The sequence below is a fragment of the Pseudomonas sp. NFACC51 genome, from assembly GCF_900103575.1.
GTDB classification, from domain to species: Bacteria; Pseudomonadota; Gammaproteobacteria; order Pseudomonadales; family Pseudomonadaceae; genus Aquipseudomonas; species Aquipseudomonas fluorescens_Q.
Genome location: NZ_FMXH01000001.1, coordinates 391,202 through 409,341, shown reverse-complemented (window position 1 = coordinate 409,341; position 18,140 = coordinate 391,202). Strand labels below are relative to the sequence as shown.

Genomic DNA, 18,140 nt, shown 5'->3' with positions numbered 1-18,140 from the left:
TCGACAATACTGACGGCGACGGCATAGGACTGCTGGGCAGCGACAATGGTTTTGATGTGGTCAATGCCCTTGGTGAGTTGCCCAAGTTCTTCGATGATGCCCTGTTGCTCCTCCGTCACCACTTTCGCCAACCTGAGCAGGTAGTCGGGCAGCATCTTCCCTTTGTGGTCCCTAGTGAGAAAATCGCTCAGGTCATGGACGTGTTCGCTCAGCAGTTGAGCCACCTTGCCCAGCCCCTGGGCTTTGGAGGTGCGCATCTGGCTGCTGACCAGTTCTGCCGATACGTTCACGCTGTTGAGGACGTTGCCGACGTTGTGCAGCACAGTCGTGGCGATTTCGGCCATGCCCGCCTGACGAGATTTAGCATTCAGTTCGGTTTGCACCTGGCCCATGCGTAGCGCCGCGCGTACGCGAGCCTTGAGCTCCAACGGCGAGAAGGGTTTGGCGATATAGTCATCGGCGCCACTCTCCAGCCCGGAGACGCAAGCCTCGCTACCGCCGCGAGCGGTCACCAGGATCACGGGCAAATGGGCGAAACCGGCGCTGGCCTTGATTCTGGCCGTCAAGCCAAAGCCGTCGAGCTTCGGCATCATCACATCCGAGACGACGACATCGATGGGCCGACGCTGCAGGAGTGCCCAGGCCTGCTCTCCATCAGTTGCGGTGGCGACGCTGTAGTCGTCGCACAACAGCTCGCGCAGATAGCTAAGCATTTCCGGGCTGTCGTCTACCACGAGCACTTTGGATCGCAAGGCGTGTTCCGAGTGCTGCTCGACCGCGTCTTCCATCGGCGCCCGGTCATTGCGACTGCCATGGCGGCCGTCGTCGAAATGCAGGTGGCGCTGCTCGGTTGTGCTTGCTGTGTTCAGTGACGATCGCTCGTGCATATGGCTGGTTTCGCCCGGTACAGTGTCTTGCTCGGCCCCCAGCGGAAGTCGAACAAAGAAGCACGAACCCCGTCCGGGCTCGCTATTGACGCCGACTTCGCCCCCCATCAATTTGACCAGATCCTTGACCAGGGCCAGACCGATGCCGGTGCCGCTGTAATGGCGCGTGGCGGAATTGTCGATCTGGGAAAAACGCTGGAACAGCAACGGCAGTTTGTCAGGCGCAATGCCAATCCCCGAGTCTTGCACCGCGAGCTCGAATCGCTCGCCATCAATCGCGGTCACTGCCACGTGCACGGTGCCGCCAGCGGGCGTGAACTTGATGGCATTGCTCACCAGGTTGAGGAGAATCTTCTCGAAGTGCCGTGGGTCCAGGAACACCGTGCCGAGCGCGGGATCAATGCTGCAGGTCAAGGTGCAGCCTTTGCCCTCAGCCACCATGGCGGCATCCTCGGCCAGCACACCCACTGTCTTGTTCAAGTCCACGGGCATCGGACACAACTCGAACTTGCCCGCTTCGGCCTTGGAGAAATCGAGGATGTCGTTCACTCGGTTCATCAAGCGCAGCGCGTTGCGTTGGGCGCGGTCGACTTGCACATGCCAGTCCGCCGGCGGGGTGGTCGCCGCCCTGAGTTGCTCCAACGGAGCGAGAATGAGGGTCAGGGGGGTGCGCAGTTCGTGGCTGACCGTGGCCACGAAATCGCTCTTTGCCTGGTTAGCCGTCTCGGCCTGGTTGCGCGCCTGAATGAGTTCGATGGCCTGCGCCTCCAGCACCTCGGTCTGGTGGTGCAGCGCGTCGGTCCGTTCAGCGACCATTCTCTCCAAAGAGGCCTGGACTTGCTGTCGTTCGGCTTCGGCCTCGGCCTCCAACACCCGGATGCGCAGGGCATTCTCCTGGAACACCCGTACGGCGCGGGTCATGATGCCAATCTCGTCGCCGCGTTCGGCGCTGGCGATCTCGGCGTTCAGGTCGCCAGCCGCAAGCCGGCGCATGACCGAGGCCAGGGCCACGATGGGCTGCGCGACAAATCGCGATGTGCTCCAGGCGATGGCGCCGGCCAGCAGGATGGCGACGGTACCCGCAACGATCGTCGCAAGCATGCCGCGATCATTGTGGACCAAGGCGTCGGAGCGCGCTTGACCAGCGAAGCGCGCTACTAACAGTCCGGCGCTGCGTGCCTCGTTGCGAACCTGGTCGCGCGCGTCGCCCAAGGCGTTGCTCGCCTGATGGAACCTGGCGAACGCCGCCCGGTAGCCGGCGATCTGTTCGCTGACTGTCAAGGGCGCCGTCTTGGCTTGCAACCCCACAGACGCAGGGAGAACCCGAGCGAGCCGGGAGAGCTCGTCCAGGATGAGGCCGACAGAGCCAGCGACCTCGGCCGACGGTGACAGGCGAAACGACAAGGTCTGCGCCTCCAGGGTGGCCACACGCTCGGCGAAACGCTTGGACAACGCGGCGGCATTTCGCAGTAAACCGGTTGCTGCCTGAATGTCGCTGGCGTCATGGTCAACATGCCCTTGCACTTCCTCCAACATTGTCTCGAGGCGCTCGACCGTATCCCCGACGGCGGCGAGATACCGCAAAGCCTCGCCTCCCCGGAGCTTGGGTGCTTCGCCAAGATGCTCGACCGCCACGCCGGCAGCGTCGAGCGCCGTGGCCAACTGGTCCAGGGCCTCTCTCTCCTGCGGTGCCCCCATCAACTCGCGCAATTGTTCGACCACGGGCCGGAGTGCCGCGCTGGCGTTCCGTGCCGCGGTGGCAGCCGTCCCGTCACCGGTCACCAGCATCCTGGCCACGTTGGCGGTGATGATCCGTTCGCCGTTGCGCAGGATATCCAGGATGCGATGGGCGCTTTCGATGTTGCTCACCCGCGCCTCGTGCGCAGCGGTGCGGGACTCAAGCCCCTTCATCCCATCAGCGATGCCCTGTTCGACGAGGATCGTCGCCTCTCGCATCCGCCCGTAGTGGGCTGTCATGTTCTCCGTTTCGCCATCCATGGTCAGGGTCGCCCCCCGCAAGGCGGCGATTGCCGCGGCGAGCCTTTCCAGACTGCCCTTGAGCGATTGCGCCTCTGCCACCGGAATGGCGGTGAGGCCGGCGATCGCCGTCGCCACCATACCTTCGGCCTGGGACAGGCTTTCCTGGTCGCGGGTGGCGATGAAGTTTTCCACCCGCCCGGTGGCCCCGTTGACCGAGGCCAGAATTTCCGCGGAATGGCTGGCGGAATCCACCGCACGCACCATGCCTCGCAGGCCATAGAGGTTCACGAGCGATACCACCAGCATCAGGAACACCAGCGCGGCGACCGCCAGGCCAATCCTGACGGCAATGGGCCTGTCCGTGGAGGATTTGAATGTCAACATGGCGCCTCGCCTCCCCGCTCCACGCCTGTCACTACTGCTTCGTCACCTCCGGCAAAGGCGTCGGCGGCGCCGTATTGCTGATGGCCGCGTCAATCATCGCCGCAACGGAAGCCTGGTCATAGGAAGGATTGGCGGCGCCGCCCACCGGCATCGTGGCGAGCCAGGCGTCCAGGTCTTTCCCATCGATACGCACCAGCGGCACTTCGACGAACTTCGGCACCTGCTTGCCCGCCAGAATCTGCTGGGCCACCCAGAAACCCACCTGGGAGACGCTCGGGGAAGCGGAGACAGAGACGGTCTCGTAGCCATTGGCATCGCGCTCCTGTTTCCACAGGGCGAGTTCGTCCTGACGGTTCCCCATCACGATGATTGGCAGAGGGCGTCCCGCCGCCTTGAAGGCCATGGCCGCGCCATAACCGTCGCCCCCCTGAGTCGCGACGGCATCAATGCTGGGCAGCGACGGCAGCGCCAACGCCACCTCCTTGCGTGCGACAGAAGCTGTCCAGTTCCCGTATACCGTCTTGGCGAACTTCAGGCCCGGATAGTCGCTAGCGGCCTTGCGGATGCCGTCGCTGATGTTTTTATCGGTGGCATCGCCGGCAATGCCGCGAATCTCCAGCAGCGTTCCGTTCCCCTTGAGGCGCCCGGCGATATAGTCCATTTCCACGCGCCCCATGGCGGACCAGTTATAGTCCACGGTATAGACGCAAGGTTCGGTGACCAGGCTGGCCATGACCACTACCACGATGCCAGCGTTGCAAGCATCGCGGATCACGCCGTTGAGGGCCGTGTCGGACGCGGCCAGGATGACGATGGCGTTGGCACCCTTGACGATCATGTCCTGGATATGGGCCGCTTGTTCCGAGGCCGAGTTATTGGCACTGACCACCGGAGCCTCGCGGATCAAGCCATCCTTTTGCGCCTGGACCGCAATCTCCTGCCAGTTGCGCACCATCACCTTGCGGAAATCGCTGCCCGCGTAGGAGTTGCTGAAGGCAATGCTATAGCTCGCGGTAGGGCCGCCGGCGATACCACCGTCGGCGGCGTGGGCTGGATTGACAGCAACCAGCGCCAGCCCAGTCACGCAGCCGGCCAAGCGCCAGAAGATTTGGTGAGTGTTCGAAATACGCCGATGGACACGCGTTACCAGACTGCGCATTCGACCATTCAGATAATAGAACCAGGCACGAATAATCAGACACATACAGACTCCTTTCCTTAGTGGGTGACCAGTGAAAACAGTACATTGCCTGCAGTGGCAATGAGCATAGTCTCAACGTGCCCGCTTCGCGCGCGGCCATGGAGGGATTTCAGCCAACTGAGTGCCTCACAGCGCAGTTCACGTTTAGCAGGATTGAATGACCTATGGCAGAAGGGTGATGCCAACCTGCCTGTACATTTTTTGAGCGCCCGTTAAAACGCCCTGCCTATCGGGCATCTGCTCGGTTATCCACAGACATACTCACGGATTTCTTGGATAAGTGGATGGCATCGTGAAGCACGCCTGCCGCAGCGAACCTATGGATTCGATGCCCTGTATTTCGCGAGCTGCAAACCCACCTTTAATGCCCCGACATGTTCAACAGATCAAACTCGGTGTATGACAACATCCAGCCCTTCCGCTTGGTCGGGTGCACGAAAGTAGCTCGTGATCAGGTCGAATTCAGCATCAGTGGCTGCGAAGTCATGCTCGGCACGGGCATTCCTGCGGTGCAGCCTGCGACGGCAGGTGTCGTCGTCCACCTCAACGTAGTGAACACGGTGAGGGACTTTCGCAGCGTCAGCCAGGCTGCGTAGCCAATGACGATCTGCTGGAGTGTTGGCAGGAAAATCGAGAACCACGGGAGCCCCCGTCGAGAGCATGTCGATGACCAGCGGCCCCAGGACATCCCGGATCCGCTGCACACATCAACCCAAGTCAAAGCATCCAGCCGGGAGATGACCGACCTCGGGCCTTGCATACAAATATCCCTGCATGAGCTCGATCCCCATGCCTAGAAGCGTCGAGCTTTCTTCACGCGTCTCGACACCTTCGGCGATGACCAGGATATCCAAGCGCCTGGCGACCAGGATGATGCCTTCGACGATCGCTTGTTTGACCGAATCTTGATCGATGCCTCGGGTCAGTGCCATGTCAATCTTCAGCACCTGCGGTTGGAACATGGCCAGCAGGTTAAGGCCCGAATAGCCCGCGCCAAAATCGTCGACGGCGGTCATGAAACCTTGGCGCTCGTACTCCACGAAAATCGACTTGAGGTGCTCAGGGTCTACCACCTTCTCGCCTTCGGTCACTTCGAACATGAGCCTCTCTGGCGGAAAATGGGTCAGGCGTGCTGCTTCCAGGGTGGCCCGGATACATGTCTCCGGCCGGTATACGGCGTTGGGCAGGAAATTGATGCTCAGCAAGCAATCGGGAATCTCCAACAGGCCCAGCCTTGCGGCTTCCTCGATGGCTTTCACCCGGCAGGCCTGGTCGAATCGGTAGCGGTTGCTGTCGTTCACGAGCCCCAGGATGTGGCCAGCCGATTCGCCATTGACGCCTCTGACCAATGCCTCATAAGCAAACGCAGCGTGTGTCCGGACGTTGAAAATAGGCTGGAAGGCCATAGTGAAATCAAACCCCAACGCCTCGTGGTTGCGGCATTCGGCGCAGCCAAGCGATTGGAACGGAGGGCGTTTCGTCATGATCAATATTCCGTGGCGGTCGTGATACATTCCTGTGGTTACAAGGAACTGTAGCCGACACCACCTGAGTCGGCGCGGGCCGAAGTTTCTGAAACACTATCGGCCGGCCCCACCGCTCACCTTGATCGGTGCGACCTGCATCAGGCACTGCTGATCTCGAATGCTCAATGCAGCTTTACGGTAAGGAGGTGCGGCGGGTCGGATTGGATTTGTGTCTTGCTGATGTAGATGTACAGAAACTTCCGCAATCCGCACAACGTTTCTCTCTTGATGTCAGGGATCAGTCAAGCTGCCTTGAGGCCTGCGAAGGAATCGACACTGGATGCCGAGCTGACGGGATGATCTCAACACTCGCTGTCATGCCTGCGGCCAATTCAACGCCTGCTGGCACTCTATCGATATGGATGCGAACCGGGATCCGCTGCGCAAGACGCACCCAGCTAAATGTCGCCGCCACATTTGGCAGGCCGAGATGACCAGGCGAATCGTTACTGTTCTCGATACCCCGTCCGATGCTTTCGACATGCCCCGACACAGGCTGAGCAAAGCCCATCAGCATGATCCGCGCCGGCTTGCCGACGCGGATCTGCCGGATCTTCGTCTCCTCGAAATAACCAGTAACCCAGAAACTCGCCGCGTCGAGGACAGCAACCGTTGCCGAACCGGCCGTCGCATAGTCACCCGGGCGCAACCTCAGATTAGTGACATAGCCATCGACCGGCGAGCGGATCGTAGAGCGGGCGAGATTGAGTTTGGCGAGGTCCAGAGCCGCTAGCGCTGCTTGATAGGTGGCGCCCGCCACTGCGGCCGCGCCTCCTGTTTGCTGAACATCTTCTTGGGACACGATATCGCGGAGTTGGCCGCGCCGCCGCGCCGCCGCTTGGCGAACGAGCCTATCCTGACGCTTGGCTTCGACGTCGGCTTCGGCCGCCGCCAAGGCGAGCCGGTACCGCTGCGGGTCGATCACATACAGAACGTCACCCCGATGAACATACTGGTTATCAACAATCGGGACGGCACTGACAGTGCCGGAGACTTCCGGTGCGATTTGCACGACATCCGCGCTCACTCGCCCGTCGCGAGTCCAGGGCGTTCGCTCGTGATGGTTCCACGCCCCCAGCGCAATGAGCGTGGCGCCAGCAACGAGGCAAAGAGTCAGGGCATAGCGGCTGAGCAAGGATAGAACTGGCTTCAAGATTAGCGTCCGATTGATGGCAGGTGCTGCACGAGCAGACCGTAGATGAGCGCGAAAATGGCGAGTTCGACGAGCGGCCGGCGAGCGAATAGGCGGTAGATGCCCACCACGCAGAGAACGCGGATCATCGCGACGGTGGCAAAAATAGCGACGAATACCAGCGCCAGTAAACCGGGGATGAGGACGCCACCGACGTCGAGATCAACGATCATGAGGCGCGCTCGCCGTATGACGGGGACCTAGTGCAAAACCAAGGTCCATGAGCAGCTCGGCGATCCGCGAGCGGTCGTTGATCGAGCTGTCAGCGATCATCACCTGCAAGGTCTCGATACGCTGGTCAAAACCGATCGGGTCAACATGATCCTTAAGGTCTCTGGCGCTGAAGCGTGCCGCGATCGCGAAAAGCATTTCACCCAGTTTTTCGGCAATGTCGCCGTCGACCTGCGGGATCATCTTGCGCAGCGATCCAACAGCGTGGCCGACACGCAGATGGTGCAGGGTATCGTCGAGAACATCTGGATAGCCTTTGTTGGACACCCGTAGCCTTGGTAGCAGCAGCGCCGTGCGATCGATCAAAAGGTTCGTCCAATACCGGTCATCGGGTACATCACCCAGCGCTCGACGGCTGACGCCCCTGCGACTCAATCGAAGCAGCCGACTGATCGCCGCGTCGACCGGGACGCTCTGGAACAAGGTCATGCTGACCGCCCCGAATCCGACCGCCGCGAAGAGTGCAACAACGGTATTGAGGGATGCCGCGAAGTCGCCGGCGTAGGTGGCGCGCAGCCCCGAAAGGATCGGAATGGTCAGGGTGATACCGAGCGCCATGAGCGTCGTCGGCGGACGCGCTTGCAGGGACCCCGCGAACAGGAACGCCGGTGCCAGCACCATAACAAGGAGAACGAAGTCCGTGACCTGAGGAAGAATGACGAAGCTGTAGGCAAAGCTGATGACCGCCCCATAGATCGAGCCGAGCATATATTTGATGACGTTAGGGACTGGCTCATCGACATTCCCGAACAGCGTGCAACATACGCCGAAAATGGATACGGCCGTCCCGCCCTCGGGCCAGGCCGACCAGATCCAGAAAGCGCAACTGATCAGGATGCCGACGATGGCACCCAACGCGGCCCGGCCCGCCATCCAGCGATCGCGGTGATAGATGTAGCCCTTCGCGGACTTGGGCCAATGAAGCACTGTCGCCTCGTGTGATTGCTCGGCAGTCACGATGTGGCGCCCCAGGTTGTCGCAGTCTTGGAGCAGGCCGATCATTTCGCCAAGATAACCGGCGAGATTAGCGGCGAGCCTGGCGCCAGACGTTGCGGCGCCTACACCGCAACGTTTGTTGATCGCCCGCGCGCGGGCGATTAAACACATTGCGACGTCCTCCCGGTCTGCCGCCTCGACAGCTGGAATCCACGTCGCGATATCATCGAGCAAAGCGACCAGTTCATCGGGCGAGTTGTAGCCTCCCATACCCAGGGAATGGATCCGGTCCTCAATCTCCGCAGCGAGCGCAAGCAATCGCGCCAGCCGGTCATGGATCAGTTGTACCGACTCGTGCCGCGGCGCAGGGGCCGGTTCATAGGGCAGGTGCGATGCAAGCCCCTGAAGGGCAAGAAGATCCGCCGCGAGCTGGGTCCAGTCGCAACGATTCTCGCTCAGCGTTCCCTTCAAGGCGTCAGTTGCCAGCCGACGGGCGTCCCGCAGCGCTGCCAACAGCTTGCTGATGAACTGACCCGTCATACGTTTGGGCAGGATGTAGCGATGCACTAGAACGGCACACAGTATTCCGATGGAGATTTCCTGGACCCGCACGGAGGCTGTATCAAACACCGCGCCTGGATCGAGGACGCTGGGAAATCCGATCAGGCTCGCGGTATAACCAGCAAGGACGAAAGCATAGGCCCTTGGCGTGCGATCAAGCAGCGAGAAATAAAGACACAGGCCGATCCAGCAGGCGAGCACCACGCTGCATACGATAGGGTCATTCACGAAATTCGGAATGATTGCCACCGTTGCCGCCGCCCCGACGAGGGTTCCCACGAAGCGATAGACACCGCGACTGAGCGACGCCCCAGCAGAGGTTTGCGAGACAATGTAGACGGTCACTATTGCCCAGTAAGGATTGGCAAGTCCTATACGCAGCGAAACATAGTAGGCCAACATCGCTGCGGCAAAGCTCTTCGCCGAAAACAGCAACGCATCCACGTCGGCCCTCATTGCAGGGGTTTGCAGGAGGGACACCATCACGTGCGCTATGCCGACGCCGGCGCTCCCTGGTGGTTTGTTCACAGCGGATAGTATGTTCATGCGAACTATTATTGCGGCGTTGCAAACGCAAATAAATTCAGTATTCTTCCAAAATATCCCTAAAAACTGCCAATTGTATGCCGCTCACGCGATCAGCCGTTTCCGTCTTCGACCCTGACCTCACGGACCGGCCGGCGGTGGCCCGGCAGCTCGACTTTGCAGATCACCAAGCGGAAGTGCCGACACATGTGCATCGCAAGGGCCAACTGATCCTCGCGCTGCACGGGGCGGTCACTTGTACTGCGGACAACGAGATCTGGATCGTACCGCCCTACTGCGGCGTCTGGATTCCGGGCGGCGTGCCGCATAGCGCACGGGCGACAGCGAATGCTCGGCTCAATTATCTTTTCGTGAACCCCGGAGCGGCGAAGCTACCCGAGGGTTGCTGCACGCTGTCCATCTCCCCAATGATCCGGGAAATGATTGACCGGCTAGCACAGGAGCCTGCCGATTATCCTTCAGTTGGCCATACCGCCAGGCTTGCGAGAGTGATCCTCGACGAATTGGTCGAAATGCCGCGTGAGCGCTTCAACCTACCCATCTCCAGCCATCCAAAGATTCATGCGATAGCAGATGCACTGACGCTCGACCCTTCCGACCGCACTACGTCAGCCGAATGGGCCAAACGCGTGGCGATGAGCGACAGGTCGCTGTCTCGATTGATGATTCGTGAGACGGGCCTTACGTTTGGACGCTGGCGGCAACAGTTGCACCTTGTTGTTGCACTGCGAGAATTGGCCAGTGGTGCGAAGGTGCAGAACGTTGCAACCGAGCTGGGCTACAACTCGGTCAACGCCTTTATCACAATGTTCAAAAAGGCCCTGGGGAGCACGCCCGCACAGTATTTTGCTCAACGTGGGGCGCAATTGCCGTCGGCTCCAAAACGAATACCGAATAACTGAAATTCATGACTTCGAAATCGCCTGGAGACCACAGTTGGGGGGCAGTTGCGAGGCATGGAGGTGAAACACGAGGTAATTTACGCCAATTACCTACTCAGCCGCGAACGCTGTGCTTGCCATCAATGGCTCGCCTCTAACGGGTTCATTGGGCCCTAGCTGACTGCAACTAAGATTGCGAACCCTGGCATTAATTAAGTCAACTAAACCATTCAACAAATCACGTTCAGGTCTTCAAGGAAGGCTCACCGTGCGAAAGCCAATATGGTTAGTTCCCATGGTTCGATCCTGAGCATGTCGCGCACTCGGACGGTAGCGTTTGCAGTACGAGGGTGAACAAAGAAAGGATCCCCCTTTGATTGTACCCAGCAGAAGCGTTCGCGCTTGGACGCTGAGTGAATCCTCAAGATCAATTTCTGGATGAGGCTCTTCCTCGATGGAGTGATAAGGCGTCCAGTCATCCATTACCCACTCCCAAACATTACCCACCATATCAAAAAGATGGTAGGCATTCTGAGGAAAACAGCCAACAGGCGCTGTCGCGATGAAACCATCAGTGGCGGTATTCTGAAATGGAAACACGCCGGTCCAGGTATTGGCCATCTCCTTCCCGTCCAAATGAAGACTCTTGCCCCAGGGGTAGGTTGTACTGCTTGCACCTTTAGCCGCGTACTCAAATTGAGCTTCGGTCGGTAATGCACGGTTCATCCACTTCGCGTAAGCCTGAGCATCTTCAAAGGCTATTTGTACAACGGGATGATTATCCATGTTGTCGATGGAGCTGCCTGGACCGCTAGGATGTTGCCAATCCGCTCCTTCTATAAAGTGCCACCACTGAAGGTTGATGACCTGCAGATCGCGAGGGGGTTCGAACACTGTTGATCCAGGACGGTACATCTGATCGGGCAAACCGGGAAATACTTTAGGGTCTAACCCCCGCTCAGCCAGTGTCTTGTATCCCGTCGCCTCAACGAACGCTCGGAATTGCGCATTCGTCACTTCATGCCGATCAATCCAAAACCCATCCACCGTAACGTTCCGCTCTTGCGCTTCTTCGGGATAGTGCGTATTGGAACCCATAGTAAAGGTGCCCCCCGGCACCCATACCTGTTCTATAGGCACATCCTTGGGCGGTAAGCCTGAATACTGCTTGCAAGATGATACGTCTCCCAAAGATGAATAAACAGGTTCGGCACTGACATCATCAATGGTCACCATCACGCTCAATAATACCCCGGCTATCAGAGCACGCCTGTAGTCATTCATTTTCATAACTCATCAATGGGGCCTCTCCACGTGGGAGGCCCTCTGTATCAATAGTCACGACGTGGGTAGGTTGTATCACGCCCCGTACTGATGACATTGTTCTGCCGCACATACTGCGCCCACTCAGTCAGCAGCTCATTCAACTTGTCTGGGTGCTTACTGGAAAGATCGTGTAACTCACCGCGGTCGGTCGCCAGGTCGTACAGCGCCCAAGTACCCTTGCCATCATCAAAGGAGTAAACGATTTTCCAGTTGCCCTTGCGGATAGCATTACGCCCCATCAATTCAATGCCGACGGTATAGGTGGAATCATGCACTGCGTGGCTTTTACCTTGGAGCATGGATAAAGCACTCGCCCCCTTCATCGGCTCAACGGTTTTGCCTTGGTATTGCGTACCGGGATGTTTGATACCTGCCACATCAAGTATCGTTGGCATGACGTCCATGGCAGTCACCACGGCGTCGGTGCGTTGAGGGTTGTCATTGAATGGAAGACGCATGAACGATGCAGAACGAACACCCCCTTCATTGGTATAGGCCTTGAACATTCTGAATGGTTGGGCGCTGACTTGCCCCCAGGCGGGTCCCTCATAAGCGAAAGAGTTTGGACGTCCAATATTGTTTAACGAGACGTCAAAGTGTTTGGGGATCCATTGATCATTTTCAACATCTTTGCTCCAATCATTACCTTCTGGTCCATTATCGGACAAGAACACGATCAAGGTGTTGTCATAAAGCCCTTTGTCCTTGAGGTGATTGATAAGTCTGCCGATCTCATGGTCAAAAGCATCGACCATTGCTGCGTAGGCTTCCATTGTCCGTGCCGAGTATTCTTTCTCTTCGACACTGAGTGCAGACCATGGCTTTACCCCCTTGGGCATCGGAACTGGTGTAGCTTTTGCGTCGACCAGGCCAAGAGATTTGAGTTTTTCGATTCTGCGTGCCGCGGTCACTTCGTAACCTTGGTCATAACGTCCCCGATATTTCCGCAGATAGGCGTCGGGAGCCTGGGAAGGTAAATGCGCGGCGGTGTAGGCCGCATAGGCAAAGAAGGGCTTTTTTTCTCCCAGGCCAGCATCGACGTACTCAATCAACTTGTTCGTAAAGTTGGTCGACGAGTAAAAGTCCGCTGGCAACTCTACCTTGATGTCATTCTCCCTGTAGACGGGTTCCGGGGCGTCTGACGCTATTTGCATAGGTGCCGTTTGCTTAAAATGAGCGGCCCCACCCCCCATAAGGACATATGACTTATCGAACCCACGCTGCTGTGGACGCAGTCCATCAGCGCCACCCAAGTGCCATTTTCCGACCATGAAGGTCTGGTAGCCAGCATCCTTCATCAACTCTGGCAGGGCCGCTACGCGCTGGTTTAGATAACCCTCGTAGCCAGGCTTGCCCATCTGCTCAGGTGTGAGGTGAGGCGTCATCATTTCCGCCATATTACCGACACCTGCGAGATGATTGTCGGTCCCCGACATCAACATGGAGCGGGTCGGCGAACAGGTGGGGGCAACGTAAAGCGATTGAAGCAAGGTACCGTGCTTACTCAGTTCATCCAGATTCGGGGTGTCAATTTCCCCGCCAAATGCTCCTAGATCTGAATACCCCAAGTCATCGGCAACAATTAACAAAATATTGGGTTTCGCTGAGGCTGCGAAGGCCTGGGGGACAAGACACGCCACAACGAGCAAGGCACTAGAGGCGAGCCAGTTCAAGTTTTTTTTCATTTCTTCAGAACCTTTTCTGTCATTTTTTAGAAGTGAAAAGCCACGACTAACTGGCTGTAGACGTTAAGATTATCGTTCCCCAGTTGGGAGCCGCCTTGTTCTGCACTTTTCTTAGGTTTATAGAGCCCCACCAAGGGACTGATAACCCAGTTCTCTCCCACCGACCAATCCAGGTATGCATCCACTTCACTGGCGTCCAGGTCGCCTTGTCTTTTGTCCAGACTTCTAAACGAGTAAGCCAATGCGCCCAAGGTCAGATTGGCGGTCGGATGCAATTGGAGCTCCGCCATATGAATGCCAGCATTTCGCTGAAATGGCCCTGAGTAGTTAGAGGCGACTTCGCCTTGAAACCAAGTGCCGTAACCACGACTGTAACCACTGAAGAGGGGGTCGTAGTCTTCGGAGTAACGACTGTAGCGATAGCCCAAGCGAGGCGTCCATGGTAACTGGGAGAAGGTCCACGCGCCTTCCGCGTACCAGGCATGTTCCTGCCCCTGTGACTTGTCCTCATGGGCATATTCGAACGATAAAAACAGGTCCTTGATACCGAAGTCACCTTGCCCACGAAGGCTGACAACTTCAAGACCATCCCTCTGGGCGCTGAAACTGTTCGCCAAGCTTTCGTCAACCCCCAAACCCTTTATATAAGTGAGGCCGAACGTAGCATGCTCATCTCCCCTTTCCAGTACCGCAATCCCGAGTTCTGGTTTGGCTTTGATCTCATTATCCGATTTCAGCCAAATCAAATCGCCACGCCATAGATCCTGCGCCCCAAGGTGCAGCTTCACCGTATTATGAAAAGCATTGCGCGGGGTGAGGTAATAGGCGCCACCTCTATCCAATTGACCATCGGCAATATTGTTGCCGACACTTAAGCCATCCCCGTTGATGATGAATCCATCACCTATCTGAATTTTCTGGCTGCCCACAGATAGATCGACAAAGTCTTTTCCCCAGTCATGCATCAGATTACCCGAGCGCCAGCCGATATAAGCCCGATCGATTGATGCCCGTCGCTCGGAGCCGTCCGTGTATCCCGCAGCATCGCCACCATCCCAGGTACCGCTAGCCACCCAAGTGGTTTCTCCGTAGAGCGAACTGTCATATAACCCAGGCAATAGCGTCTGGCCTTTAAACCCAGCCCTGAGTACCCCTTCTTGCCAACCGGCGGCACCAGACTTGATAGGACCGCCCTGATTATAGGATTCACTGCTGTGAAACGCCCCGTAGATCGCCTGTACCGTGAAGTCAAGCTTCGTGTTGTCGTCTTTATAAATCGTTGCAGCCGAAGCACTGTGATCCACTACAGCCAGCGCTAATCCGAGGAAAATATTAACAGCGCCGAACTGAACCTTGAAGGAGCGAACCTTCTGTTCATCCGGCTTCTTGTAAGTCAAGGTGATCCGGCTTTTCGAAGACATACTTCACCATTTTAATTATTGGAGGCAGGAAGGTAAGTTCACGACGCCGAGCGTTTTTTTAAGTGTGCTCGCTTGGAGGTGATCGTATGCCCGGATCGGGAGGCATGGCTTGTCTCTGCGTGACAGCAGAATTAGCTGTCGCTGCCATAAATCACTCGGAAAACAGCCTGAAACCAGCACTACTGTCTGTGCTGGATTTGTGCCGATTGGAGGTGGGTCAGTGTTGCGTTAGCACCTGAATCAATCGGTGCCGGCATCAACAATCCCTATCAAAAGCCCGGTGGTCACCTCAAGCCATTGCTTGATCAGCCGCCATACCTACGGCAATTCGGCGCATCGTCTGCATGCGACGCGCGCGAAATAAGACAGACGATGACTGGCGGGGCTCTCTTACGACTGCACGACCTGACAACCATGAGCAAGATGGTCGTTTGGATCTCCTGCAGTTATCCTCGCCCGACGTTGACGCGGGCACATCCCTACCGATGTGCGATACGCACCAATCCCTGGTCATGCAACGCGCCGAATTCGCTACTGCTCAACCCCAGCACGTCCATCAACACCGCCTCGGTATCAGCCCCCGATTGCGGTGCCGGCTGCGGCGTGCGGTAGTGGCCGTTGAAACGCAGGGGCATGCCGGGGGTGAGTATTTGGCCGATGCCGGGTTGCTCCAGCATTTTGAACAAGGGGTTTTGCTCGGAGCAGGACGGGTCTTCTTCGAGCAGTGTGCTGATGCTCTGGTAGTGGCTCCAGCACACGCCGCTGTCTTCAAAGAGGGCGGTTATCTCTTCCAGGGTGCGCTCCGCCACCCAGGGGCTGACCAATGAGGCCAAGGCCTCACGGGCGTGGAAACGCTCACCTTCGCGATTTAGATCGACCTGTAGGTGTCGACCCAAGGCCTCCACCTGTTCGGTGATAGCTGTGACCTCGCAGAGGCTGCGCCACTGTTTGAGGGTCAGACCAACCACCATAATGCGCTGCCCGTCACGGGTCACGAAGTCGCGGCCAAAGGCGCCGAACAAGTCATTGCCGTGGCGTTGCCGTTGTACGCCGCGCTGGGCTTCGGCAAGAAAGCCCAAATGGCCCATCACTGCCAGCGCCACATCTTCCAGAGCCAGCTTCACCTGCTGACCAATGCCCTGCCGGCTGCGCTGACGCTCAGCAGCAAGTAGCCCAACGGCCGCCATTTGCCCAGTGATCAAATCCCAGGCTGGCAGCACATGGTTGACCGCGCCATCGACGTCTTGGGGGCCGGTGAGATAGGGCAAACCAATGCGCGGATTAATCGTGTAATCAACCGCCGAGCCGCCATGTCGATCGCCCTGAATGGTCAACTGAATCAGGTCCGCGCGCTGGGCACGCAGGGTGTCGTAGTCCAGCCAGCCTCGGGGCGGAAAGTTGGTCAGCAGCATGCCGGCATCCGTGCCCGGCGCAGTGATCAGAGCCTGGGCCAGCTCACGGCCCTCGGGGCGATTGATATCAATAGCCACCGAGCGTTTGCCTTTATTGAGACCGGCCCAGAACAAGCTGGTGTCGTCGTCGGTGACCGGCCAGCGGCGATAGTCCAGGCCGCCGTCGAGACCGTCGACGCGGATCACATCGGCCCCCATCTGCGCCAGGGTCATGCCACCTAGCGGAGCGGCGACAAAGGCCGATACCTCAATTACGCGCATGCCCTTGAGAATTGCCTCGCTCATCAGGCGACCTCGGCTTTCAGTGCGGCTTCCAGCAGGCTGCGGCCAATGACTTTCAACGCCAGGGTTTCTTCGGCGCCCTCAAAAATTGACAGCACCCGTGCGTCAACAAAGTAGCGGCTCACCGCCACTTCCTCGGCATAGCCCATGCCCCCGTGAATCTGCAGGGATTCGCGCGTCACCATTTCCGCGCTGCGGCAGGCAAACAACTTCACCAGGCTTGCTTCCATTCGGCCCTCGCCCTGAGCCAGCATGCGTCCCACCGAATAGGTGAGATAACGGCTGGCGACATAACGTGCAGCCATTTTTGTCAGCTTGGCGCCGGTCAGCGGATAATCCGCCAGTGGGGCTCCGAACACCTTGCGCTCCGTCGCATATTGCAGCCCCGCCAATAGAGCCGCCCGCATCACGCCGCTGGCCCGTCCGGCCGTTTGCATACGCCCGCCTGTCATCCCCGCCATGGTGTAGTAGAAACCTCTGCCCAGGCCCTGAGTCTCGCCAATCACATTACCGTCGGGCACAAAGAAGTCCTCGAACGACAGATCGAACGAATGCATGCCACGGTAGCCGATGGTAGGAATTGCCCGCCCAGTAAGGCGCCCTCCCCCCGGTTGACGAAAATCAAAGTCATGGCCGTCGTAACTAGGCTTCTCCGCCAGCAACAAACTGAGGCCGCGGTGCCCCAGTTTTTTGTCGGGATGAGTACGGGCGACCACCATCAGCACCCCTGCCTTTCCGGCAAAGGTACACCAGGTTTTCGCTCCATTCAGGCGCCAGCCGCCCTCGCAGGGAGTTCCTCGCAGGGTCAGGTTGGCCACATCGGAACCATAATCAGGTTCGGTAATTGCAATCGCGCACAACGGCTCTCCCACAGCCAGTCGCGCAAGCCAGTGCTGCTTCTGGGACTCAGTGCCGCCGCTGAGTAGCGCTCTCGAGAGAATTTCCGGACGAGTGATCAGGCTGCCTGCTGCAGCCAGTGAAGCCTGAGACAGGGCCTCGGTGACCACAATCATGGTTAACGGATCTTCCTGATCGTCTGGAGCGCTGCCGCCGTACTGCTCGGGAATGGACAGCCCGAAGACGCCCATATCGCGCAAGGCTGCCAGCAAGCTGTCGGGGATGGTGAGGTCTTCGCGATGAATGTGCTCGGCAAGTGGTGCCACGGTGTCAGTAGCGAAGCGGCGGAACTGATCCTCAATCATCGACAGTTCGTCCCCCATCGCCACCTGACCGATCTGCTCTGGACGTTCTGCCATTAAACGCGCACTGTCATGCAGGGCAGCACTCGATAAAACACTACGACGCAATGCACGCAGTCTAGGGTCTGCCGCGATGGCATGCAGGGCGCTATCAGCCAGATCCAGCTCTGCACAAATTGCCTCCAAGCGATTGCGCACCAAGGTGATGGCCTCCACAGCAAACACCAAAATCAGGCGTCGATCCACCGCGCTAGTACCGGCATCAATGGCCTGCAATGAACGCTCGGCGGCCAACAATTCGGCACTGGCCCAAGCGAGTTCGAAAGTCGGTACTTGCATCAGGTCCAGCAGGTCAGCATCCAATTGCTGGCCCTTGGTGCAGCGTGAAGCCAAGGCACTGGTGGCCTGCTCCAGTACGCCGCGCAACTGTAACAGCAGGCCCAGCAAATCGTTGGTAGCGGTAATTGGCAGCATAGGTCGAACTCCAAAC

The 18,140-nt window shown here is 58.2% G+C and carries 11 protein-coding genes and 3 pseudogenes; 1 reads left to right on the top strand and 13 read right to left on the bottom strand.

Annotated features, from left to right (window positions below):
* Nucleotides 1-392 precede the first annotated feature (392 nt).
* The 8 genes and pseudogenes from BLT00_RS32395 to BLT00_RS01835 form a co-directional block, all read right to left on the bottom strand.
* Nucleotides 393-728 (bottom strand): annotated as a pseudogene (locus tag BLT00_RS32395) (response regulator transcription factor); the annotation flags it as partial.
* A 210-nt stretch (nt 729-938) separates the two neighbouring features.
* A pseudogene (locus BLT00_RS32390) lies at nt 939-1,988 on the bottom strand (sensor histidine kinase); the annotation flags it as partial.
* Nucleotides 1,989-3,282: 1,294 nt separating this feature from the next.
* The gene (locus BLT00_RS01860) at nt 3,283-4,455 is read right to left on the bottom strand and encodes an ABC transporter substrate-binding protein (protein WP_092142434.1); all 1,173 of its coding nucleotides are present in this window, start codon (nt 4,453-4,455) and stop codon (nt 3,283-3,285) included.
* Between the two features lie 383 nt (nt 4,456-4,838).
* Nucleotides 4,839-5,150 (bottom strand): annotated as a pseudogene (locus tag BLT00_RS01855) (AAA family ATPase); the annotation flags it as partial.
* 9 nt (nt 5,151-5,159) lie between these two features.
* Nucleotides 5,160-5,936, bottom strand: a complete 777-nt coding sequence (locus tag BLT00_RS01850) for an EAL domain-containing protein (RefSeq protein WP_092142437.1) — start codon at nt 5,934-5,936, stop codon at nt 5,160-5,162.
* Between the two features lie 280 nt (nt 5,937-6,216).
* Nucleotides 6,217-7,131 (bottom strand): efflux RND transporter periplasmic adaptor subunit, encoded by a 915-nt coding sequence (locus BLT00_RS01845; RefSeq protein WP_092142440.1) that lies wholly within the window; start codon nt 7,129-7,131, stop codon nt 6,217-6,219.
* Between the two features lie 2 nt (nt 7,132-7,133).
* The gene (locus BLT00_RS01840) at nt 7,134-7,343 is read right to left on the bottom strand and encodes a DUF1656 domain-containing protein (protein WP_092142443.1); all 210 of its coding nucleotides are present in this window, start codon (nt 7,341-7,343) and stop codon (nt 7,134-7,136) included.
* Nucleotides 7,333-9,342, bottom strand: coding sequence for an FUSC family protein (locus BLT00_RS01835; protein WP_256572741.1), 2,010 nt, complete (start codon nt 9,340-9,342; stop codon nt 7,333-7,335). The genes BLT00_RS01840 and BLT00_RS01835 overlap by 11 nt, the downstream gene beginning before the upstream one ends.
* Before the next feature lie 179 nt (nt 9,343-9,521).
* Here BLT00_RS01835 and BLT00_RS01830 point away from each other — a divergent pair, with 179 nt between their 5' ends.
* Nucleotides 9,522-10,346, top strand: a complete 825-nt coding sequence (locus BLT00_RS01830) for an AraC family transcriptional regulator (RefSeq protein ID WP_092142449.1) — start codon at nt 9,522-9,524, stop codon at nt 10,344-10,346.
* A 231-nt stretch (nt 10,347-10,577) separates the two neighbouring features.
* On the opposite strand, the gene BLT00_RS01825 is transcribed toward BLT00_RS01830, so the two are convergent.
* From BLT00_RS01825 to BLT00_RS01805, 5 genes are all read right to left on the bottom strand, one after another.
* On the bottom strand, nt 10,578-11,609 hold the full coding sequence (locus tag BLT00_RS01825) for a formylglycine-generating enzyme family protein (RefSeq protein ID WP_092142747.1): 1,032 nt from the start codon (nt 11,607-11,609) through the stop codon (nt 10,578-10,580).
* Between the two features lie 47 nt (nt 11,610-11,656).
* Complete coding sequence (locus tag BLT00_RS01820; RefSeq protein ID WP_092142452.1) at nt 11,657-13,336, bottom strand: arylsulfatase; 1,680 nt, start codon at nt 13,334-13,336, stop codon at nt 11,657-11,659.
* A gap of 26 nt (nt 13,337-13,362) precedes the next feature.
* Nucleotides 13,363-14,757, bottom strand: coding sequence for an alginate export family protein (locus tag BLT00_RS01815; protein ID WP_238992609.1), 1,395 nt, complete (start codon nt 14,755-14,757; stop codon nt 13,363-13,365).
* A 479-nt stretch (nt 14,758-15,236) separates the two neighbouring features.
* A complete protein-coding gene (locus BLT00_RS01810; protein WP_092142456.1) occupies nt 15,237-16,454 on the bottom strand; it encodes a CoA transferase in 1,218 nt (405 codons plus the stop codon).
* The gene (locus BLT00_RS01805; protein ID WP_092142460.1) at nt 16,454-18,124 is read right to left on the bottom strand and encodes an acyl-CoA dehydrogenase family protein; all 1,671 of its coding nucleotides are present in this window, start codon (nt 18,122-18,124) and stop codon (nt 16,454-16,456) included. The genes BLT00_RS01810 and BLT00_RS01805 overlap by 1 nt, the downstream gene beginning before the upstream one ends.
* Nucleotides 18,125-18,140 lie beyond the last annotated feature (16 nt).

Coding starts and splice junctions, on each gene's coding strand:
- BLT00_RS01830 (WP_092142449.1), top strand. CDS start 9,522: ATGCCGCTCACGCGATCAGCCGTTTCCGTCTTCGACCCTGACCTCACG.
- BLT00_RS01805 (WP_092142460.1), bottom strand. CDS start 18,124: ATGCTGCCAATTACCGCTACCAACGATTTGCTGGGCCTGCTGTTACAG.
- BLT00_RS01810 (WP_092142456.1), bottom strand. CDS start 16,454: ATGAGCGAGGCAATTCTCAAGGGCATGCGCGTAATTGAGGTATCGGCC.
- BLT00_RS01825 (WP_092142747.1), bottom strand. CDS start 11,609: ATGAATGACTACAGGCGTGCTCTGATAGCCGGGGTATTATTGAGCGTG.
- BLT00_RS01815 (WP_238992609.1), bottom strand. CDS start 14,757: ATGTCTTCGAAAAGCCGGATCACCTTGACTTACAAGAAGCCGGATGAA.
- BLT00_RS01840 (WP_092142443.1), bottom strand. CDS start 7,343: ATGATCGTTGATCTCGACGTCGGTGGCGTCCTCATCCCCGGTTTACTG.
- BLT00_RS01850 (WP_092142437.1), bottom strand. CDS start 5,936: ATGACGAAACGCCCTCCGTTCCAATCGCTTGGCTGCGCCGAATGCCGC.
- BLT00_RS01820 (WP_092142452.1), bottom strand. CDS start 13,336: ATGAAAAAAAACTTGAACTGGCTCGCCTCTAGTGCCTTGCTCGTTGTG.
- BLT00_RS01860 (WP_092142434.1), bottom strand. CDS start 4,455: ATGTGTCTGATTATTCGTGCCTGGTTCTATTATCTGAATGGTCGAATG.